Origin of the sequence: Geodermatophilus sp. DSM 45219, assembly GCF_900104025.1 — a bacterium.
GTDB lineage: Bacteria > Actinomycetota > Actinomycetes > Mycobacteriales > Geodermatophilaceae > Geodermatophilus.
On record NZ_FNIQ01000005.1, the window covers coordinates 322,109 to 342,946 of the forward strand.

The 20,838-nt window shown below is 74.8% G+C and carries 18 protein-coding genes; 6 read left to right on the forward strand and 12 right to left on the reverse strand.

Going from position 1 to position 20,838, the window contains the following annotated elements; translation table 11 throughout:
• Positions 1-60: 60 nt before the first annotated feature.
• Together BLR12_RS17170 and upp are read right to left on the reverse strand one after the other, a co-directional pair.
• Positions 61-951: a Gfo/Idh/MocA family protein gene (locus tag BLR12_RS17170; RefSeq protein ID WP_091380764.1), complete on the reverse strand. Its 891-nt coding sequence runs from the start codon at positions 949-951 to the stop codon at positions 61-63.
• A 2-nt stretch (positions 952-953) separates the two neighbouring features.
• Entirely contained in the window at positions 954-1,577 is a 624-nt protein-coding gene (gene upp / locus BLR12_RS17175) for a uracil phosphoribosyltransferase (protein ID WP_091381251.1), read from the reverse strand.
• Between the two features lie 172 nt (positions 1,578-1,749).
• Here upp and BLR12_RS17180 point away from each other — a divergent pair, with 172 nt between their 5' ends.
• From BLR12_RS17180 to BLR12_RS17200, 5 genes are all read left to right on the forward strand, one after another.
• The gene (locus tag BLR12_RS17180; protein WP_091380767.1) at positions 1,750-2,235 is read left to right on the forward strand and encodes a GNAT family N-acetyltransferase; all 486 of its coding nucleotides are present in this window, start codon (positions 1,750-1,752) and stop codon (positions 2,233-2,235) included.
• Between the two features lie 41 nt (positions 2,236-2,276).
• Positions 2,277-3,272 carry a deoxyribose-phosphate aldolase gene (gene deoC, locus BLR12_RS17185; RefSeq protein ID WP_218120713.1) on the forward strand — a complete coding sequence of 332 codons (996 nt, stop codon included), beginning with the start codon at positions 2,277-2,279 and terminating at the stop codon, positions 3,270-3,272.
• Complete coding sequence (locus tag BLR12_RS17190; RefSeq protein WP_218120714.1) at positions 3,272-4,720, forward strand: aldehyde dehydrogenase family protein; 1,449 nt, start codon at positions 3,272-3,274, stop codon at positions 4,718-4,720. Before deoC ends, BLR12_RS17190 begins: the two co-directional genes overlap by 1 nt.
• Positions 4,721-4,793: 73 nt before the next feature.
• A complete protein-coding gene (locus BLR12_RS17195; RefSeq protein WP_091380769.1) occupies positions 4,794-5,663 on the forward strand; it encodes an aldehyde dehydrogenase family protein in 870 nt (289 codons plus the stop codon).
• A gap of 155 nt (positions 5,664-5,818) precedes the next feature.
• The gene (locus BLR12_RS17200) at positions 5,819-7,243 is read left to right on the forward strand and encodes a hypothetical protein (RefSeq protein WP_091380771.1); all 1,425 of its coding nucleotides are present in this window, start codon (positions 5,819-5,821) and stop codon (positions 7,241-7,243) included.
• 263 nt (positions 7,244-7,506) lie between these two features.
• Here BLR12_RS17200 and BLR12_RS17205 read toward each other — a convergent pair whose 3' ends face one another.
• The 10 genes from BLR12_RS17205 to BLR12_RS17250 all read right to left on the reverse strand — a co-directional run bounded on the left by BLR12_RS17205 (position 7,507) and on the right by BLR12_RS17250 (position 19,390).
• Positions 7,507-8,988 carry a DEAD/DEAH box helicase gene (locus tag BLR12_RS17205; protein ID WP_091380773.1) on the reverse strand — a complete coding sequence of 494 codons (1,482 nt, stop codon included), beginning with the start codon at positions 8,986-8,988 and terminating at the stop codon, positions 7,507-7,509.
• A gap of 213 nt (positions 8,989-9,201) precedes the next feature.
• Entirely contained in the window at positions 9,202-10,278 is a 1,077-nt protein-coding gene (locus BLR12_RS17210; protein ID WP_091380776.1) for an adenosine deaminase, read from the reverse strand.
• 79 nt (positions 10,279-10,357) lie between these two features.
• Positions 10,358-11,176 (reverse strand): ABC transporter permease, encoded by an 819-nt coding sequence (locus tag BLR12_RS17215; RefSeq protein ID WP_091380777.1) that lies wholly within the window; start codon positions 11,174-11,176, stop codon positions 10,358-10,360.
• Positions 11,173-12,144, reverse strand: coding sequence for an ABC transporter ATP-binding protein (locus BLR12_RS17220; RefSeq protein ID WP_255363583.1), 972 nt, complete (start codon positions 12,142-12,144; stop codon positions 11,173-11,175). The genes BLR12_RS17215 and BLR12_RS17220 overlap by 4 nt, the downstream gene beginning before the upstream one ends.
• Positions 12,145-12,265: 121 nt before the next feature.
• Positions 12,266-13,546 (reverse strand): thymidine phosphorylase, encoded by a 1,281-nt coding sequence (locus BLR12_RS17225; RefSeq protein ID WP_091380780.1) that lies wholly within the window; start codon positions 13,544-13,546, stop codon positions 12,266-12,268.
• Positions 13,543-13,956 carry a cytidine deaminase gene (locus BLR12_RS17230; protein ID WP_091381256.1) on the reverse strand — a complete coding sequence of 138 codons (414 nt, stop codon included), beginning with the start codon at positions 13,954-13,956 and terminating at the stop codon, positions 13,543-13,545. Before BLR12_RS17230 ends, BLR12_RS17225 begins: the two co-directional genes overlap by 4 nt.
• Entirely contained in the window at positions 13,953-15,230 is a 1,278-nt protein-coding gene (locus tag BLR12_RS17235; RefSeq protein ID WP_091380782.1) for an ABC transporter permease, read from the reverse strand. The genes BLR12_RS17230 and BLR12_RS17235 overlap by 4 nt, the downstream gene beginning before the upstream one ends.
• Positions 15,227-16,435, reverse strand: coding sequence for an ABC transporter permease (locus tag BLR12_RS17240; RefSeq protein WP_091380786.1), 1,209 nt, complete (start codon positions 16,433-16,435; stop codon positions 15,227-15,229). The genes BLR12_RS17235 and BLR12_RS17240 overlap by 4 nt, the downstream gene beginning before the upstream one ends.
• Positions 16,436-16,508: 73 nt before the next feature.
• Positions 16,509-18,083, reverse strand: a complete 1,575-nt coding sequence (locus BLR12_RS17245; RefSeq protein WP_091380788.1) for an ABC transporter ATP-binding protein — start codon at positions 18,081-18,083, stop codon at positions 16,509-16,511.
• Positions 18,084-18,310: 227 nt separating this feature from the next.
• The gene (locus tag BLR12_RS17250; protein ID WP_255363585.1) at positions 18,311-19,390 is read right to left on the reverse strand and encodes a BMP family lipoprotein; all 1,080 of its coding nucleotides are present in this window, start codon (positions 19,388-19,390) and stop codon (positions 18,311-18,313) included.
• Between the two features lie 247 nt (positions 19,391-19,637).
• Here BLR12_RS17250 and BLR12_RS17255 point away from each other — a divergent pair, with 247 nt between their 5' ends.
• Positions 19,638-20,837, forward strand: a complete 1,200-nt coding sequence (locus BLR12_RS17255) for a D-alanyl-D-alanine carboxypeptidase family protein (RefSeq protein ID WP_091380794.1) — start codon at positions 19,638-19,640, stop codon at positions 20,835-20,837.
• Position 20,838: the final 1 nt, after the last annotated feature.

The following is a 20,838-nucleotide window of genomic DNA, read 5'->3' on the forward strand; positions in this document are numbered from 1 at the left end:
GGGTGCCGCCCTACGCCCGCAGTGGCGCGACGACCGGCAGCGCCCTCACCCCGAAGAGGGTCAGCCCTCGACCGGCTCCCGGCAGCCGGACCCCAGCGCGCGCTCGGCGGTCGCCAGCACCGCGACGACGTCGCGCGCGAAGCCGACGTCGCACGGGTGCGTCCCGCCGGTCACCACGGCCGCCTCGAGCTCGTCGACCGCGGCGGTGAACGACTCGAGGGGGCTCTCGGTGTCCGGCAGCAGCACCAGCCGGCCGGCGTCCCCGTGCACGAAGAACTCGATGCCCGTCGACATCGGCGCGACGGTGTGCGACAGCGTCACCGTCGACGTGACGCCCGGGGTGGCGTGCTGCAGCACCAGGTGCACGGTGTCCCCTGCGCCGGCACCGGCCTGCACCGACACCACCGGGCCCAGCGCGGGGAGCAGCAACGAGAGCGCGTGCGGGCCGATGTCCCACAGTGCCCCGTGCTCGCGGCGCCAGGCCGAGTCGAAGGGGCTGCCGGCCAGCGCGCTCAGCCACGAGCCGGCGCCCCCGGCCAGGCGGGTGCGGGCGGCCTGGGAGAGCCAGGTCGACGTCCCGGCCTGGAAGCGGAAGGTGAAGAAGACGACGGAGGCGACCCCCGCCGAGCGGACCGCCGCGACCACCCGGTCTGCCTCGGCCAGCGACAACCCGATCGGCTTCTCCAGCAGCAGGTGCTTCCCCGCCGCCGCGGCCTGCTCGGCCAGCCCGACCTGCACCGACGGCGGGACGGCGATCGCCACGGCGTCCACCTGGTCGAGCAGCGCCGCCAGCTCCGAGGACCCGGGGACGTCGAACTCCGCGCCGGCCTCCTCGGCCTTGGCCAGGTCCCGCCCCCAGATGCCGACCAGCTCGGCGGTCGGGTGCTCGGCGAGGGCGGCCGCGTGGACCGTCCGCGCCCAGTGGCCGGTGCCGAGGACCCCGAAGCGCACGGTCAGACCGCGCCGAACTGGCGGTCGCCGGCGTCCCCGAGGCCCGGGACGATGTAGGCCTTGTCGTTGAGCCCCTCGTCGACCGACGCGGTGAACACCCGCAGCGGCAGCCCGCTCTCCTCCAGCCGGCGGACCCCCTCGGGGGCGGCCAGCGCGCAGAGCACGGTGATCGAGGTGGCGCCGCGCTCGGTGAGCAGGCCGCAGCAGTGCACCAGCGAGCCGCCGGTGGCCAGCATCGGGTCGAGCACGAACACCTCGCGGTCCACCAGGGACGCCGGCAGCGAGGCCATGTAGGCCTCGGGCTGGAACGTGTGCTCGTTGCGCGCCAGGCCGACGAAGCCCATCTGCGACTCCGGCAGCATCCCGTGCGCGGTGTCGGCCATCCCGAGCCCGGCCCGCAGCACCGGCACGATCAGCGGCGGCGCGGCCAGCCGGTAGCCGGTGGTGCCGGTCACCGGCGTGGTGATCGGCTCCTCGGCGATCGGCAGGTCGCGGGTGGCCTCGTAGACCAGCATCTGGGTCAGCTCGGCCAGCGCCGCGCGGAACGCCGCGTTGTCGGTCCGCTCGTCCCGCATGCGGGTCAGACGGGCACGGGCCAGCGGGTGGTCGACGACGGTGAGCTGCACGCGCGACACCGTAGCGGCCGGGTGGACCCGGGATGGTGGCGCTGGCACGATCCCCGGCGTGACGACGACCCGGGAGTGGCGCCGCCTGTAGGTGGCTGCCCTCGTCGTCCGGCCCACCTGTCCGCGGTGGGCCGCCCGCACGTCCGGTCCACCCTCCGCGAGGAGACCGCCCGTGCCCACCGTCGACCTCACGCCGCTCCCCCCGGGAGCGGCCGGCGAGCTGCTCACGCTGCAGCGCGCCGCCTACGTCACCGAGGCGCAGCTCTACGACGACGTCCGACTGCCCGCGCTGGTCCAGACCCTCGCCGAGCTGGAGCACGAGTTGACGACCGGTAGCTGCCTCGCCGCCAGAGCCGGCAGTCGGCTGGTCGGCGCGGTGCGCACCCGCGAGCGGGACGGCGTCCTGCACGTCGGCCGGCTCGTCGTCGCGCCCGACCTGCAGGGGCACGGCATCGGCACCCGGCTGCTGCTCGCCGCGGAGCAGGCCACCGGGCTGCCCCGGGCCACCCTCTTCACCGGAGCACGCAGCACCGCGAACCTGCGGCTTTACGGCCGGCACGGCTACGTGGAGAGCCACCGGGAGCGGGTGCGTCCCGGCCTCGAGCTGGTGCACCTGGTCAAGGAGCTGCGGCCCACCGAGGGTGGCTCTGGAGGGTGAGCGGCCTCGGGCTCCACCCGGCGGCGAGGGAGAATGCCCGCATGACCCACGTGCTCGACACCGACGCGTTGGCGGCGGAGACCCCGCCGCGGCGCGAGCCCCCGGCGCCGTACCGCGACGTGACCCGTTCCGACGCCGCCTTCCGGGCCTTCCTGCACGGCCTGCCGGGGGTGGACCAGGTCGGCGCGGAGGCGCGCGTCGGCGTGCTCGGCACCCGGTCGATCAAGACCACGGCCAAGGCCTGGGCGATCGACACCGCGATCTCCATGGTCGACCTGACCACGCTCGAGGGCGCCGACACCCCGGGAAAGGTGCGCAGCCTGGCCGCCAAGGCCCGCCGTCCCGACCCCACCGACCCCTCCTGCCCGCCGGTGGCCGCGGTCTGCGTCTACGGCGACCTGGCCGGCGTCGCGAAGGAGGCCCTGGCCGGCACCGGCATCTCCGTCGCCGCCGTCGCCACCGCCTTCCCGAGCGGCCGCGCCAGCCGGGCGGTCAAGCTCGCCGACGTGCGGGACGCCGTCGCCAACGGGGCCGACGAGATCGACATGGTCATCGACCGCGGGGCCTTCCTCGCCGGGCGCTACCTGGACGTCTTCGACGAGGTCGTCGCGGTGAAGGAGGCGTGCGGGGACGCGCACCTCAAGGTCATCCTCGAGACCGGCGAGCTGGTCACGCTCGACAACGTCCGCCGGGCCTCCTGGTTGGCGATGCTCGCCGGCGGCGACTTCATCAAGACCTCCACCGGCAAGATCTCCCCCGCGGCCACGCTGCCGGTGTGCCTGGTGATGATGGAGGCGGTCCGCGACTTCCGCGCCGCCACCGGCCGGCAGGTCGGCGTCAAGCCCGCCGGCGGCATCCGGACGACGAAGGACGCGATCAGGCACCTCGTGCTGGTGAACGAGGTCGCCGGCCCCGACTGGCTCTCCCCCGACTGGTTCCGCCTCGGCGCCTCCAGCCTGCTCAACGACCTGCTCCTGCAGCGGCAGAAGCTGCGCACCGGCCACTACTCCGGCCCCGACCACGTGAGCGTCGACTGATGACACAGCTGTTCGACTACGCCCCCGCCCCCGAGTCGCGCTCGATCGTCGACGTCGCGCCGTCCTACGGCCTGTTCCTCGACGGCGAGTTCGTCGACGGGTCCGGCGCGCCCTTCAAGACGATCAACCCGGCGACCGAGGAGGTCCTCTCCGAGGTCGCCACCGGCACGGCCGAGGACGTCGACCGCGCCGTCCGGGCCGCCCGCCGCGCGTTCACCCGCGTGTGGGGCCCGATGCGCCCGGCCGACCGCGGCAAGTACCTGTTCCGCATCGCCCGGCTGCTGCAGGAACGGGCGCGGGAGTTCGCCGTCCTGGAGTCGCTGGACAACGGCAAGCCGATCCGGGAGTCCCGCGACGTCGACGTCCCCCTGGCCGCGGCGCACTTCTTCTACCACGCGGGCTGGGCCGACAAGCTGGACTGGGCGGGCCTCGGCCCCGGCCCCCGGCCCCTCGGTGTGGCCGGTCAGGTCATCCCGTGGAACTTCCCGCTGCTGATGCTGGCGTGGAAGGTCGCCCCGGCGCTGGCCACCGGCAACACCGTCGTCCTCAAGCCCGCGGAGACCACCCCGCTGACCGCGCTGCTGTTCGCCGAGGTCTGCCGCCAGGCCGACCTGCCGCCCGGCGTGGTCAACATCGTCACCGGCGCCGGCGACACCGGCCGTGCGGTCGTCGAGCACGAGGACGTCGACAAGGTCGCGTTCACCGGGTCGACCGAGGTGGGCCGCGCCATCGCCCGCGCCGTCGCCGGCACCCGCAAGAAGCTCACCCTGGAGCTCGGCGGCAAGGCGGCCAACATCGTGTTCGACGACGCCCCCATCGACCAGGCCGTCGAGGGGATCGTGCAGGGCATCTTCTTCAACCAGGGCCACGTGTGCTGCGCGGGCAGCCGGCTGCTGGTGCAGGAGTCGGTCCACGACGAGGTCATCGCCTCGCTGCAGCGGCGCATCGGCACGCTGCGCGTGGGCGACCCGCTGGACAAGAACACCGACGTCGGGGCGATCAACTCCGCCGAGCAGCTCGCCCGGATCCGGGAGCTCTCGGACATCGGCGTGGCCGAGGGTGCGCACCGCTGGCAGCCGGCCTGCGAGCTGCCCGAACGCGGGTTCTGGTTCCCGCCGACGGTGTTCACCGACGTCTCCCCCGCCCACCGGATCGCCCGCGACGAGGTGTTCGGCCCGGTGCTGTCCGTGCTCACCTTCCGCACGCCGGACGAGGCCGTGGCCAAGGCCAACAACACCACCTACGGGCTCTCGGCCGGCATCTGGACCGAGAAGGGCTCGCGGATCCTCGCGATCGCCGACCGGCTGCGCGCCGGCGTGGTGTGGGCCAACACGTTCAACCAGTTCGACCCGACGTCGCCGTTCGGCGGCTACAAGCAGTCCGGCTACGGCCGCGAGGGCGGCCGGCACGGGCTGGCCGCGTACCTAGAGGGAGCTGACAGCAAGTGAGCATCGCAGCGAGCGCCGGCGAGCGAGCAGCGGAGCGCGCGCGGAAGCGACCCGACAGTGGAGGCGGCGACCAGTGAGTCCGGACCGTCTGGCCGTCCGCAAGACCTACAAGCTCTACGTGAACGGCGCCTTCCCGCGCTCGGAGTCCGGCCGCACCTACGAGGTCACCGACGCCAAGGGGGCGTTCCTCGCCAACGCCGCCTGGGCCTCGCGCAAGGACGCCCGGGACGCCGTCGTCGCGGCCCGCGGCGCCTTCGCGAAGTGGTCGGGTGCCACGGCCTACAACCGCGGCCAGGTGCTCTACCGGGTCGCCGAGGTGATGGAGGGCCGGCACGCCCAGTTCTGCGAGGAGGTCGCCGCGGGCGAGGGCCTGTCGTCGTCCCGGGCACGGGCAGCCGTCGACGCCGCCATCGACCGCTGGGTCTGGTACGCCGGGTGGACCGACAAGCTCGGCGCCGTCCTCGGCGGGGCCAACCCGGTCGCCGGGCCGTACTTCGACTTCTCGCTGCCCGAGCCCACCGGCGTCGTCGCCGTCCTCGCGCCGCAGCGCTCCTCGCTGCTCGGCCTGGTCAGCGTGCTGGCGCCGGTGCTGGCCGGCGGCAACACCGCCGTCGTGGTCAGCTCGAAGGCCCGGCCGCTGCCCGCCGTCACCCTCGGCGAGGTGCTGGCCACCAGCGACGTCCCGGGCGGGGTGGTCAACCTGCTCACCGGGGACGCCGCGGAGATCGGGCCCTGGCTGGCCGAGCACGACGACGTCGACGCCATCGACCTCGCCGGCGCCCCCGCCGACCGCGCCATGGAGCTCGAACGCCTGGCCGCGGGCAGCATCAAGCGGGTGCTGCGGCCGGCGCCCGAGGAGCCGGACTGGTCGGCCGACCCGGGCCTGACCCGGCTGACGCCGTTCCTGGAGACGAAGACGGTGTGGCACCCCATCGGGCTGTGAACGGCCCCGTCCTGAGCTCGCGGAGGACGGGGTCCTCCTCCTGGCACCCGATCGGCCTGTGACGGAGGACCGTCCTCCTCCCCACGCATCGCACCCTCGGCGCGGGCCCTGGAGGGCGGACGTTCCGGCACGTTCCCATCGGGCAGGATGGGCCCGTGGCTCGGCCCAGCATCGTCCCCATCGCCCTCACCATCGACGACCGAACCGGTTTCACCCTGTGGGCTCCACCGTGGGAGGAGGACGGTGAGGAGTGGCAGGCCTTCCTCGGCACCACCGAGGACGACCGGGCCCGCGTGCACCTCTTCCCGACGCCGGCGGCGCTGGCCGCGTTCTGCCGCACCCGCACCGACCACGACCTCTCCGACCACCCGGTCTGGCCGGTCGTGGTCGGGCTGGGCGCGCCGGACCTGACCCCGGACGACGACCACCGCTACGACCTCGACGGCGTCTACGACATCGCCGCGGAGAACCCCGACCGCTGGGCGGTCGAGGAGCTGGCGGCCGACATCGACATCGTCACCCGGCTGGCCGAGTGCCTGGACACCGGCGAGGACACCGGGGACGACGACGAGCTGACCGATCCCGACGACGGGCGGGACGTCGAGGACGACGACATCGAGCTGGAACGCCGGCCCGGCGGCGAGGTGTCGCGCGGCGGGGAGTTCGGCGCGCTCGCCGAGCTGGTCTCCCGGCCCGAGGTCGGCTCGCTCGGCCTCGGCGTGGAGGCCTTCCTCGGCCGCTCGGGCGAAGACGCGTGGGTCGGCGTCGGAGCCGCCCTCGACGACCTGTGGGAGGACGTCCTGGAGGAGCTGGGCGCGCACCTGGACTGGACCGGCGGCGGCACCGTCGCCCTCGACGCCTACCCCTCGGCGGCCGAGGAGGACGACGAGTTCGAGGACGACGAGGACGAGGACGCCGTCCCGGCGGGCCGCGCGGCGGGTGGCGCGACCGCGTCCGCTGCGGCGGCCGGCGTGAGCACCATCGCCCGGCCCGGCCGGATCGCCGCCGCGCCCGCTGAGGTGGCGAAGGCCGCGCAGTTCTGGGAGGCCGTCGGCATCCTGCCGGTGGAGGTCGTGGTCCCGGAGGGCGCCGGCCTCACCCTGCGCTGCTACGTCGAGGACCGGGCCCGCTTCCTGGGCCGCGACGGCGAGGTCTTCCTGTTCGCCTCCGCCGCGGACCTGACCCGCTTCGTCCGCGGCGACGAGCCGCACGACCTCACCGAGATCGCCTCCTGGCCCGAGGTCGCCGACACCGACACCGCGCCGCTGCCGGCCGACCAGGACCGCTACGACCTCACCGAGCTCGGCGAGGCGCTGGCCGAGGTCGCGAACGGCGCCGCCGGGCTCGTCGACCACGGCGTGCTCTCCCAGCAGGTCGAGGGCGTCCGGGACATCGCCGAGTACGCCGGCCTGACCCGCGTCGACGACCTGCTGCGGCCGGACGCACCGCTCGGTCTGGCCGTCGGCCGTGCGGAGCGCGAGCCCGACGCCCCGCTGCGGCCCGAGGACGGCGCGGCGCTGCGCCCGGTGTGGGACGAGGTCGTCACCGCGGTGAGCGGGGCGCTGGTCTTCCGCGACTGAGAGAGGCCGCCCTCAGGTCACCTCCCACCCCGAGTCGATCATGGGGTCGTTGCCGCTGGACACGCCGGCAGCAGCGCGTCCGCGAGCGACAACCCCATGATCAACAGCCGGGGGGGTGCGGTGGCGGGAGACAGGCGGCACATCACACCCACCACGAACGGCAGCGGCCGGCCCCGGGCATCCGGGACCGGCCGCTGCCGTGTCGGCCCCCTCGCAGGGCCCCGCCGCGAGCTCGCGAGCGGTGGGGGGCGAGGGGTCCTTCCTCAGTCGGCTGCGGGCCGCCGGCCCTGACCGCGGTACTGGCTGGGACGACGCTCGCCCGAGCCGAAGGACCGCTCGCCGAACGCCGGGCGGTCGCCGTAGGCCGGGCGGTCGCCGTCCCGGCGCGGCCGGTCCCCGTGGGGACGACGCGGGCGGTCACCGTCGCGACGCGGACGCTCGCCGTCCCGTCGGGGACGCCGGCCACCGGGGCCACCCGAGGGACGACGGGACTCTCGCACCGGGCGCTCCACCGGCTCGACGTGCACGCCGCTGGCGACGAGCTCGGCGATCGGGGCGTCGCCCGGGCGGACCCGGGAGACCTCCGGCTCGATCTTCGCCTGGCGGAACCGGCGCTTGGCCTGGCCGACCTGGTCGGGCAGCAGCAGGGAGACCACGACACCGCCGGCGCCGGCGCGGGCGGTGCGGCCCGAGCGGTGCAGGTAGGTCTTGTGGTCAGCCGGCGGGTCGTAGTGCACGACCAGCGAGACGTCGTCGACGTGGATGCCGCGGGCGGCGACGTCGGTGGCGACCAGCACCGGGCTGCGGGCGTCGGTGAACGCCTCCAGCGCCCGACGACGGGCGCCCTGCGGCAGCCCACCGTGGATGGCCTCGGCCTTGATGCCGGCGGCCTGCAGGTTGCTCGCGAGGCGGTCGGCGCCGAGCTGGGTGCGCACGAAGACCAGCGTCCGGCCCGGGCGGGCAGCGAGCTGCTCGGTCACCGGCACCTTGTCGCGGAAGGCGATGCTGTAGGCCAGGTGCTCGGCCGGCGGCGCGTCGTCCCCGGCGCGCTTGACCTCGTGCCGCGCCGGGTCCTTGAGGTAGCGGCGCACCAGGGTGTCCACCTCGCCGTCCAGCGTGGCCGAGAACAGCAGCCGCTGGGCGTCGGGGCGGGTCTGGTCGAGCAGCTCCTGCACGACCGGCAGGAAGCCGAGGTCGGACATGAAGTCGGCCTCGTCGATGACGGTCACGGAGACCTCGTCGAGGGTGACCTCACCCTGGCTGATCAGGTCCTGCAGCCTGCCGGGGGTGGCGATGACGGCGTCCACGCCGCGGCGCAGCTGCTGGATCTGCCGGTACATCGAGGCACCGCCGTAGACGGTGGTCAGCTGGACGCCGATCGACTGGCCCAGGGGTGCCAGGTTGTCGAAGACCTGCTGGGCGAGCTCGCGGGTCGGCACGAGCACCAGCGCGCGCGGGGCACGCGGGCCGCGCCGGGCGGTCTCGCCCAGGCGGGCGAGCAGCGGCAGGCCGAAGGCCAGCGTCTTGCCCGAGCCGGTGGCGGCCTTGCCCAGCACGTCGCGCCCGGCGAGGGCGTCGGGCAGGGCGGAGGCCTGGATGGCGAACGGGTGCCGGATGCCGCGCCGCTCGAGCGCGGTCACCAGCTGCTGGGGCAGGCCCAGCTCGGCGAAGGTCGGCCCGGTGGGGGCCTCGACCTCGGCGGTCTCAGGGGTGGTCTGGACGTCGACAGTGTCGAACGTGGTCATGCGGGTGTGGGACTCCGATGCTTCTCGGCGCGCGTCCCGTGGTGGTGCGCGGACACCGTCGATCGGCGTCCTCACTGGCGATCACGACGTCAGGAGACGCTGCGGATCTGCACGGATGCGCTTCTGCCCGGACGGACCGTCCGGAGAGGATGACCGGCGACTGCCGGTACCCCCACCGTAGCAGCGCAGGCCGCCGCCGCATTCCGGCCGTGATCAGGCTCGCAGCGCCGCGTACCCCGGGCGGACGACGTCGGCCAGCAGCCGGGCCCGCTCGTCGTCGGGCAGGAACGCGGCCGCCAGCGCCCGCTCGGTGACCGTCTGGACGTCGTCCCAGTCCCAGCCGAACTGCCGCGCCACGTCGGTGAGCTCGCTGGACACCGACACGCCGCTCATCAGCCGGTTGTCGGTGTTGACCGTGACCGCGAAGCCCAGGCGGTGCAGCCGGCCGACCGGGTGGGCGGCCAGCGAGGGGTAGGCGCCGGTCTGCACGTTGGACGACGGCGCGACCTCCAGCGGCACCTGCTGGTCCAGCACCCGCTGCGCCACCGGACCGAGGGCGCCGTCCCCGGCCACCTCGTCGGCGATCCGCACCCCGTGGCCGAGGCGCTCGGCGCGGGCGCCGTCCAGCGCGGCGACGATGCTGTCGATGCCCGCCGCCTCGCCGGCGTGCACGGTGCGGTGCGCGCCGGCGCGGTCGAGCAGCGCGATCGCCGAGGGGAGCCGGTCGGGCGGGAAGCCGATCTCCGGACCCGCCAGGTCGAAGCCGACCACCCCGTCGTCGCGGTGGCGGACCACCAGCTCGGCCACCTCGTCCCACCGGTCGTCCTGCCGCATGGCGCACAGCAGCGTGCCGACCGTGATCGGGGTGCCCTGCGCGGCGGCCTCGGCGCTGCCCTTGGCGAACCCGTCGAGGATGGCCTCGACGGCCTCCTGGATCCGCATGCCGCCCTCGGTGATCAGCTCCGGCGCCATGCGCACCTCGGCGTGCACGACCCCGTCGGCGGCGAGGTCGAGGGCGCACTCGCGGGCCACCCGGGCGGCCGCCTCGGGGCGCTGCATCACCGCGACGGTGTGCGCGAAGGTCTCCAGGTAGCGCACCAGCGAGCCGGAGTCGGCGGCCTGCCGGAACCAGCGGCCCAGCGCCTCGGCGTCCCCGGCCGGGAGGTCGCGGTAGCCGGCCTCGTCGGCGAGCTCGAGCACCGTCTGCGGCCGCAGACCGCCGTCCAGGTGGTCGTGCAGCAGGACCTTGGGCGCGCGGCGGATCGAGTCGGCGTTCAGCGGTGCGGGCACGGTGAGACGTTATCGAGGAACCCAGCGTGAGCGGGGACGGCACCCGGCCGCGGTCCCGGCCGGCAGGCCCACGACGTGCTCAACCCTCGCGGTCCTGCCAGCGGAAGGTCAGGGCGCACAGCACCAGGCCGGCGACGCACCACAGGCCGAGCACCAGCGCGACGGTGCCCAGCTCCCACGACCCGGCGGGCTCGCGGGCAGCCAGCTCCTCGGGCAGGAACACCGACCGCAGCCCCTGCGCGAGCCACTTGACCGGGAAGACCGCGGCGACGTCCTGCAGCCATCCGGGGACCTGGTCGAAGGGCATGAAGACGCCCGAGACGAACTCCAGCACCAGCGCGATGGGGGTGACCGTCGCCGACGCCGAGCGGCCGTTGCGGGCCAGCGTGGAGACGACGATGCCGAGCAGCGTGCACGCCGCCGCCCCGAGCACCGACACCCAGGCGAAGGTCAGCCAGTCGGTGCCCGAGGGCAGCTCGATGCCGTACACGAGGACGCCGACGAGCAGCAGCAGCACGATGGTCGCGACCGCCACCGCGAGCACCTGCACGACCTTGCCGACGAAGTAGGCGCTGGCCGGCATCGGCGTCCCGCGGAGGCTCTTCAGCGTGCCGTCGGAGCGCTCGGCGGCGATGTGGATCGCCATGTTCTGCAGGCTGGCGCCGACGATGCCGGCGGTGATCACCCCGGCCATGAAGTACTGCGGGAAGTCGACGCCCGCGCCGAGGTCGTAGTCGAGGACCGCGCCCAGACCCAGCAGCAGGATCACCGGGAAGGCGAGGGTGAAGACCACCGACTCCCGCTGGCGGAAGAACTCCTTGAGCTCGACGCCGGCGCGGGTGAGGAAGACCCGGCCGAAGGAGGGCAGCGCGGTGCGCTCCGGGGCGGCGGCGGTCACGGTGACGTCTCCTCGCTCCGCGAGGCCGCTCGCTCCGCTCCTCGCTCGCTGGCGCTCGCTCCCTCGAGGTCCTGTCCGATCATCTTCAGGTAGACGTCCTCGAGCGTGGGGCGTGCCACGGTCAGGCCGGGCACCTCGCCGGGGAAGCGGGCGGCCAGCTCCCGCACGTACGCGGTCGGCGTCGTGGTCTCGGCGGTGCGCCGGACGCCGTCCTCGGTCCAGCTGACGACGGCGGGTGCGGTGCCGCGCCCGCCGAGCGCGGTGGGGACGGCGACCTCCGCCAGCTGCCCGCGGGCGAGGACCCCCACCCGGTCGGCCAGCGCCTCGGCCTCGTCGAGGTAGTGCGTGGTCAGCAGCATCGTGGTGCCGAGGTCGCGCAGCGAGCGGATCAGCGCCCAGAACTGCCGCCGGGCCTCGGGGTCGAAGCCGGTGGTCGGCTCGTCGAGGAAGAGCAGCCGCGGCCGGCCGACGATGCCCAGCGCCACGTCCAGCCGCCGGCGCTGACCGCCGGAGAGGGTGCGGCCGCGGGCGCCGGCCTTCTCGGTGAGGCCGACCAGCTCGAGCACCTCGTCGGGGTCGCGCGGCTCGGCGTAGTACGAGGCCCGGGCCTGCAGCACCTCGCGGACCGACAGCTGGCTGTCCCCCGCGCCGGACTGCAGCACGATGCCCAGGTCGGCCTTCCAGCGGCGTCCGCCCCTGGCCGGGTCGACGCCCAGCACCCTGACCTCGCCGCCGTCCCGCGTCCGGTAGCCCTCCAGCACCTCGACCGTGGTGGTCTTGCCGGCGCCGTTGGGACCCAGCAGCGCGAAGATCTCGCCGCGGCGGATGTCGAGGTCCAGCCCGTCGACGGCCGTCCGGTCGCCGTAGCGCTTGACCAGGCCGCGGACCGAGATCGCGGCGTCCGGGTCGAGCGGGTCACCGGGCCGGGGCCGGTTGTCGGCCACCACGGGCACGGGCGTGCTGCTCACGAGGACACAGTCTCCCCCGTCGACGGTGGTCACCGTCGACCCCCTCACCGGCTCCTCCGCCGAGGCCGGGGACGAGGGTCGCGGTCGGGTCTCCGATCGCCGCGGGCCGGCGCGCAGCGGGTCAGCCGGCGGTGATGCGGTCGAGGAGCAGTGGCAGGGGCTGCTCGCCGGTGTCGACGCCGACCGCTCCCTCCAGCGCCTCCAGCGCCCGCGGGATGCGGGCGGCGTCGTCGGTGTGCAGCTCCAGCAGCGGCTGCCCGGCGACGACCTGCTCCCCCACCCCGGCGGTCCAGGTGACGCCGGCGGACGCGGACACCGGGTCCTCCTTGCGCGCCCGCCCGGCACCCAGCCGCCAGGCGGCCACACCGAGGGCGTAGGCGTCCAGCCGGGTGAGCGTGCCGGTGGCCGGCGCGGTCACCACGTGCCTCTCCCCCGGCTGCGGCAGCGGCGCGTCCGGGTCGCCGCCCTGCGCGGCGATCATCCGGCGCCAGACGTCCATGGCCCGCCCGTCCCGGAGGGCGTCGGCGGGGTCGACGTCGGGGCGTCCGACGCCGGCCAGCATCTCCCGGGCCAGGGCCAGGGTCAGCTCGACGACGTCGGCCGGACCACCCCCGGCCAGCACCTCCACCGACTCCGCCACCTCGACGGCGTTGCCGGCGGCGCGGCCCAGCGGCCGGTCCATCGCCGTCACCAGCGCCACCGTGTGCACGCCGGCCGCCTCCCCCAGGCCGACCATCGTGCGGGCCAGCTCGCGGGAGGCGTCGGGGTCCTTCATGAACGCACCGGAGCCGGTCTTCACGTCCAGCACCAGCGCGTCGGCGCCCTCGGCGATCTTCTTGCTCATGATCGAGCTGGCGATCAGCGGGATCGACTCGACCGTGCCGGTGACGTCGCGCAGCGCGTAGAGCTTCTTGTCCGCGGGCGCCAGGTCGTTGCCGGCCGCGCAGATGACCGCGCCCACCTCGCGCAGCTGCGCCAGGTAGGCCTCCTCGTGGACATCGGCCCGCCAGCCCGGGATCGCCTCGAGCTTGTCCAGCGTCCCGCCGGTGTGGCCGAGCCCGCGGCCGGACAGCTGCGGCACCGCCACCCCGCAGGCGGCCACCAGCGGCGCCAGGGGCAGCGTGGTCTTGTCGCCCACGCCCCCGGTGGAGTGCTTGTCGGCGGTGGGCCGGCCGAGCGAGGAGAGGTCCTTGCGCTCGCCGGAGTCGATCATCGCCCGGGTCCAGACGGCGAGCTCCTCGGGCGCCATGCCGCGGAAGAACACCGCCATCAGCAGCGCGCTCACCTGCTCGTCGGGCACCGCGCCGCGGGTGTAGGCGTCGATCACCCAGCGGACCTGCTCGGGCGAGAGTTGCCCGCCGTCCCGCTTGGTGCGGATGACGTCGATCGCGTCGAAGGTCACCGCGCGGCCGCCTTCACCAGGTCGTCGGGACCGAACGCGTCGGGCAGCACCTCGCGCATCGGCACGATCCCCAGGGACACGGTCTCGATGAGCATCTCGGCGCCGCCGTGCTCCCACAGCAGCTGACGGCAGCGTCCGCAGGGCATCAGCGGCTGCCCGTCACCGCCGACGCAGGCCACCGCCACCAGCCGCCCGCCACCGGTGCGGGCGAGGTCGCTGACCATCCCGCACTCGGCGCACAGGCCCAGCCCGTACGAGGCGTTCTCCACGTTGCAGCCGGTGACCACCCGGCCGTCGTCCACCAGCCCGGCCACCCCCACGGGGAACCGCGAGTACGGCGCGTAGGCGTGGGTCATCGCCTCCCGGGCGGCCGCGCGCAGCGCCTCCCAGTCGATCTGCGGCACGGTCAGTGCTCTCCTCGTCGGTAGACCAGCCCGTCGGCCTTCGGTGGGCGCAGCCGTTGGGAGGCCAGCGACAGCACCAGCAGCGTCGTCAGGTGCGGGGTGAAGAAGACGATGCCCTCGGGCAGCTCCTCGATGGTGAGGAAGCCGACCAGCGCCGCGACGGCGAAGGCGGCGGCGAGGACCGCCTGCACCACCTTGCGCCGCATCGCCTGGTGGACCGCCACCGCGGCCAGCAGGACGGCGATGAGCAGCAGCAGGGCCACCACCGCGGTCTGGCTGCGCAGCTGCAGGGCGTCGGCGAAACCGAACAGGCCCGCGCCGGCCGCCAGCCCGCCGGGCCGCCAGTTGCCGAAGATCAGCGCGGCCAGGCCGATGAAGCCGCGGCCGCCGGTCTGGCCCTCGCGGTAGATGCCCGCGACGAAGACGAGGAAGACCCCGCCCAGGCCGGCCAGCGCGCCGGAGACGATGACGGCGAGGTACTTCAGCCGGTAGACCGGGACGCCGAGGGAGTCCGCCGCGGCCGGGTTCTCGCCGCACGAGCGCAGCCGCAGGCCGAAGGCGGTGCGCCACAGCAGCAGGTAGGACGCCGGGACCAGCAGGACGGCGAGCAGGGTCAGCAGGCCGACGCCGCTGGTGAGCCCGCGCAGCAGGCCGGCGAGGTCGCTGAGCAGGAACCAGTCCTGGCGTTCCAGGTCGCCCAGCAGGTCCGGCCCGGAGGAGAGCAGCGGCAGCGAGAAGGACGGCGGGTCGCTGGCCAGTGCCGGTGACTGCGTCGGGCCGCCGCCGGTGTCCTCGGTGAACAGCAGCTCGGAGAGGAAGCGGACGACGCCCTCGGCGAGGATGTTGATCGCGACGCCGGAGACCACGTGGTCGACGCCGAAGGTCACCGTGGCGATCGCGTGCAGCAGGCCGCCGGCGGCGCCGAAGACCACCCCGCCGACGACCGCGCCGACCCAGCCCCACTGGTAGCCGGCCCAGCCGGCACCCCAGGTGCCGAGGATCATCATCCCCTCGAGCCCGATGTTGACCACGCCCGCGCGCTCGGACCACAGCCCGCCGAGGGCCGCGAGGCCGATGGGGACGGCGAGCAGCAGCGCCGCGGACAGGGTCGAGGACGAGGTGAGCTCCCGCTCCCCCGATACGACCCGGACCAGCGAGAACAGCAGCCACAGGCCGACGAGCAGCCACACGACGCGTCGCGCGCGGCCACCGCCGGTGAGCAGGTCGGTCAGGGGGCCGCGGCTGGGCTGCTCGGTGCGGCTCGGTGCCGTGGTGCTCATGCCTGCGCTCCCTGCGGGTCCCCCGGGACACCGGCGCGGACCCGCTGTCCGCCGTCCGGACTCGTGGGCGGGGGTGTCCCGCCGTCGCCGACGCCGCTGTCCGGGCCGGCGGAGGCGCCGGCCCGCTCGGCGGAGCGCAGCGCCAGCCGCCGGGCGACCTCGTTGGCGATGACGACGGCGAGCACGATCGTGCCCTGGATGATCGTCACGACCGAGGACGGGATGTCGGCGAACTGCAGCGGCAGCGCGGCCCGGTCGAGGAAGGCGAACAGCAGCGCGGCCAGCGCGATGCCCAGTGGCGCGCTGCGGCCCAGCAGCGCCACGGCGATGCCGAGGAAGCCCAGCCCGGCGGTGAACTCGGTGCCGTAGTCGTACTGGGACCCCAGCAGGTCGGGCAGGCCGATCAGCCCGGCGATCGCGCCGGAGATCAGCATCGTCTTCACGACCATGCCCCGGGCGTCGACGCCGCTGGCGGTGGCCGCCGAGGGCGACAGGCCGGTGGCGCGCAGGTCGAAGCCGAAGCGGGTGCGCTTGAGCAGCACGGCGACGACGACGCCGACCACGATCGCGACCAGCAGGAAGCCGTAGAGGCCGCTGCGCGGCTCGGCCAGGCCCAGCCCGGTGAGCAGCCCGTTGAGGCTCGGCACGCGACCGGACCCGGGGATCTCGCTGGTCGTGATGATCGAGGCGCCGGGTGGGCTGCCGCGCAGCGGGCCGGTGAGCAGGTAGGACGCCAGCCCCAGCGCGATGAAGTTGAGCATGATCGAGCTGATGACCTCGCTCACGCCGCGGGTCACCTTGAGCACGCCGACGATCCCGGCCCACAGGGCGCCGACCACCATCGCCACGACCACGATCACCAACAGGTGCAGCGGGGCGGGCAGGACGACGGCGGCCCCGACCGCGGCGGCCAGGACGGTGGCCAGCCGGTACTGGCCCTCGACGCCGATGTTGAACAGGCCCATCCGGAAGGCCACGGCCACGGCGAGGCCGGCCAGGAACAGCGGCACCGCCCGGTTGAGCACCACCACGATCGACTGGACCTGCTGCGAGGGGCTGTCGCCGAGGTCGACCATCACGCGGAAGGCCGCGATCGGGTCCTCCCCGATGAGGGCGATGACCAGCGCGGAGATGACCAGCGCGACGAGGACGGCGAGGAGGGGCCCGAACAGCGACAGGCCCACCCGCCGGGCGAGGCCGGTCACGAGTCCTCCTCGCCGGCACCCGTCGGCCTCGTGCCCCGCGGTGCTGCGCCCGTCGGTGGGCTCGCCGGCCCGCTCACGACGCACCCGCCGTCGTCCGCGCCCCGGTCATGTGCCCGCCGAGCTCCTCGGGGGTGACCCGGCCCGGGTCGAGGGTCGCGACCAGCCGGCCGCGCAGCATGACGTGCAGGGTGTCGGACAGGCCGATCAGCTCGTCGAGGTCCGCGGAGATCAGCACGATGCCCAGGCCCTCGGCGCGGGCGTCCTTGAGCAGCTCCCAGACGACCGACTGCGCGCCGACGTCGACGCCGCGGGTCGGGTGCGCGGCGACCAGCAGCCGCGGCTCCGCGCTCATCTCGCGGCCGACGATCAGCTTCTGCTGGTTGCCGCCGGACAGAGCCACGGCGAGGGTGTCCGGCCCGGGCGCGCGGACGTCGTACTCGCGCATGATGCGGGCGGTGTCGGCGCGGGCGCCGCGGCGGTCGATGAAGGGGCCCTTCACCGCCGGCGGCCGCGTCTGGTGGCCGAGGATGCGGTTCTCCCACAGCGGCGCGTCGAGCAGCATGCCCTGGCGGTGCCGGTCCTCGGGGATGAACCCGACGCCGGCCTCCCGCCGGGCGCGGGTGCTCCACGCGGTGACGTCGTCCGTCCCGAGCAGCACCCGCCCCGCGGCCAGCGGGCGCAACCCCATGATCGCGTCGACGAGCTCGGCCTGGCCGTTGCCCTCGACGCCGGCGATGCCGACGACCTCACCCTCCCGCACGGTCAGCGTGACGTCGTCCACCACGGGGCGCTCGCCCGCGTCGGTGACCGTCACGTCGACCAGCTGCAGCACCGGGGTGTCCCGCACGGTGGACTCGCGCGTCTCCGGCGTGGGCAGCTCCGCGCCGACCATCAGCTCGGCCAGCTGCTTGGCCGTCGTCGTCCGCGGGTCGGCCGTGCCGACGGTGGTGCCGCGCCGGATGACGGTGATGGAGTCCGCGACCCGGCGCACCTCGTCGAGCTTGTGGGAGATGAAGATGACCGTCAGGCCCTCGCGCTTGAGCTCGGCGAGGTTGCCGAACAGCTCGTCGACCTCCTGCGGCACCAGGACGGCGGTCGGCTCGTCGAGGATGAGGATGCGGGCGTCGCGGTAGAGCACCTTGGCGATCTCGACGCGCTGCCGGTCGCCGACCCCGAGGTCCTCGACCAGCGCGTCGGGGTCGAGCCCCAGGGAGTAGCGGTCGGAGATGTCGGTGATCCGGCGCCGGGCCTCGGCGACGTCCAGCCGGCCGCGCTTCGTCGGCTCGCTGCCCAGGACGACGTTCTCCAGGACGGTGAAGTTGTCGGCCAGCATGAAGTGCTGGTGGACCATGCCGATGCCCGCCGCGATGGCGTCGGCCGGGCTGCGGAACTGGACCGGACGGCCGTCGACGAGGACCTCGCCCTCGTCGGGGCGGTGCTCGCCGTAGAGCGTCTTCATCAGCGTCGACTTGCCGGCGCCGTTCTCGCCCACGATGGCGTGCACCTCGCCGCGGCGGACCCGCAGCTCGATGTCCCTGTTGGCCACCACGCCCGGGAAGCGCTTCGTGATCCGGCGCAGCTCGACGGCCAGCGGGGCGTCCCCTCCCGCCGTCCCCTGCCCGTCGGCTGGCGAGTCTGCTGGGGCCATGCCGGCATCTCCTCGCTGTGGACCCGCCGGTGGGCGGGAGGTCACTGGAATGGCACCGGCGGGGCGGGATCGGCCGCACCGCCGGGGTCTCGGGCCGTGGGTATGGTGCCCCACCCGGGGGCGCCCGGCCGAGTCCGGGGCGCCGCCGAGCACCGCGGGCCCGGGCGTCTGGCGCCCGGGCCCGCGTCGCAGGGTGGTCCAACCGTGCGGGGACACCCGCACGGGCGTCACTCGATCGTGGTCGGGACCGTGACGGTGCCGTCGATGATCTGCTGCTTGTACTGGTCGATCTCGCTCTGGATGTCGTCGATGAAGCCGCCCGACGTGGCCAGGTCGATGCCCTCGGTGGACAGGTCGTTGAGGACGTCGGTGGCGCCCTCGACGTTGCCCTCCGCGTAGTCGTTGATGAAGCCCTCGACCGCGTTGTCGACCCGCTTGAGCATCGACGTCATGATCACGGCCTGCAGCGCCGGGTCGCTGACCGTCAGGTACTGGTCGGAGTCGACACCGATCGCCCGGTTGCCGGAGGCAGCGGCGGCCTGGAAGACGCCCAGACCCGACCCGCCGGCCGCGTGGTAGACGATGTCGGCCCCGCCGTCGAACATGCCCTGGGCGACGATCTGGCCGCGGGCGGGGTCGTTGAAGCCGGAGAAGTCACCGGCCGGCGAGATGTACTGCCGGTCGACGGTGATCTGCGGGTTCACCGCCTGCGCGCCGGCGACGTAGCCGGCCTCGAACTTCTCGATCAGCGGGCTCTCCACGCCGCCGACGAAGCCGACGCGGCCGCTCTCGCTCTTCAGCGCGGCCGCGACGCCGGCGAGGAAGGAACCCTCCTCCTCGGCGAAGATCAGCCCGGTGACGTTGTCGCCCTTGGCGCCGTCGGCGTTGGAGCCGTCGACCTGCGCGAAGGTGGTGTCGGGGAACTGCGGGGCGACCTCGGCGATGACGTCGTCGTAGTTGAAGCCGACGGCGATGACCGGGTTGAAGCCCTGCTCGGCGAGCTGGACGAGCAGGTCGGCCCGGTTGGAGGCGTCGTCGTTGGGGCTGAGCTCCTGGAGCTCGCCGCCGAGGGCGTCGGTGGCCGCCGCGGCACCGGTGTAGGCCGAGTCGTTGAACGACCGGTCACCGCGGCCGCCGGTGTCGTAGGCCAGGCCGACGCGCAGCTCCTCGGCCGCGGCGCCGCCGCCGCCCTCGCCGCCGCCCTCGGCGGCGGGCTCGTCGCTGGCACAGGCCGCCAGGGCCATGCTGCCGGCCAGCAGCAACGCCATGGCCCGGGCGCTGGCCTTCATCTTCCGCGCTCGGCGCAAGACGGTCTCCTCTCTGGGGGGACGGGCCGCACGGACGAGGCGGCCCGCCCCGGTGGGTCGGTATCGCGCGGAACTGCCGGCGGACGCCGGTCCCCCAGCACGCGACCAGCGCACGCTAGCCGCGGACCGCGACCGGGCCGCACCCCGTGCGGGAGGTTGAGACGCGATCGTTGCGAACGCCGGGAGCGCGGTGCCGCGTGCCACGCGGTCCCCGGACCGGCCAGGGCTAGCGTGCGACCGTGCGACCGTGCGACGACGCGGAGCGGTGGGGCTGGTCGCCGCGCTCCTGACCGCCGGGCTGCTGGTCGGCGGCGCCGGCCCGGCCACCGCGGAGGAGGCCCGGCCGACGGCCGACCCGTCGGCCCCCACGCCCACCGCACCGGCGCCCGGCGGCCCGCCCCAGGGCAGCGGGCCCGGCGGCGTCACGGTCGGCGGCGAGGGGCTGGACACCCGCGGCACCGTCGTCTCCGAGGCGGCTGCCCCGCTGCCGGCCGGGGTCCTCGCCCCCGGCTGGCTGGTGGCCGACGCCGGCAGCGGCGCGGTGCTGGGCGCCCGCGACCCGCACGGCCGCTACTACCCCGCCAGCACGCTGAAGGCCCTGACCCTGCTCACCCTGCTGCCGCTGCTGGATCCCGCGGAGGTCGTCGAGGGCACGGTCGAGGACGAGGCCGTCGAGGGCAGCCGGGTGGGGATGGTGGCCGGCGGGAGGTACACGGTCGAGCTGCTGTTCCAGGCGCTGGTCATGCAGTCGGGCAACGACGCGGCCGGCGCCCTGGCCCGCGCCGCGGGCGGCACCGGGCTCACCGTGCGCGCCATGAACGAGGTCGCGGCCGGGCTCGGCGCGTACGACACCGTGGCGGGGTCGCCGTCCGGGCTGGACGTCGCCGGGCAGACCTCCTCGCCGTACGACCTGGCGCTGGTCTTCCGCCGGCTGGTCGAGGACCCGGCCGCGGTCGCGCTGCTGCAGACGCCGGTCGCGCAGCTGCCTGCGGTCGAGGGCCGCTCCCCCGGCTTCCAGATCCAGAACGAGAACCCGCTCGCCGGCACCCCGGGCAACCTGGGCGGCAAGACCGGGTTCACCGACGCGGCGCGGCACACCTACGTCACCGCCGCCGAGCGCGACGGGCGGCGGCTGGTGGTCAGCGTGATGGGCACCGAGAACGTGCCGCTGCGGGCCGCCGACCAGGCCGCCCTGCTGCTCGAGTGGGGCTTCGCCGTCCCGGCCGGGACGGCCGGCGTGGGCCGGCTCGTCGACTCGGCAGCCGACGTCCCGCCACCGCCGCCGGAGCCACCGGCGCCCCGGCTCCCGGACGGCGCCGCGCCACCGGCGCCCCTCCCGGTCGCGCGGGGTGGGCAGCCGCTGCTGCTGCCGGTGGGGCTGGCCGTCGTCTGCGCGGGCGTCGCCGTCGCCACGCTGGTGGGCGTACGGCGCCGGTCCGGCGGCTGAG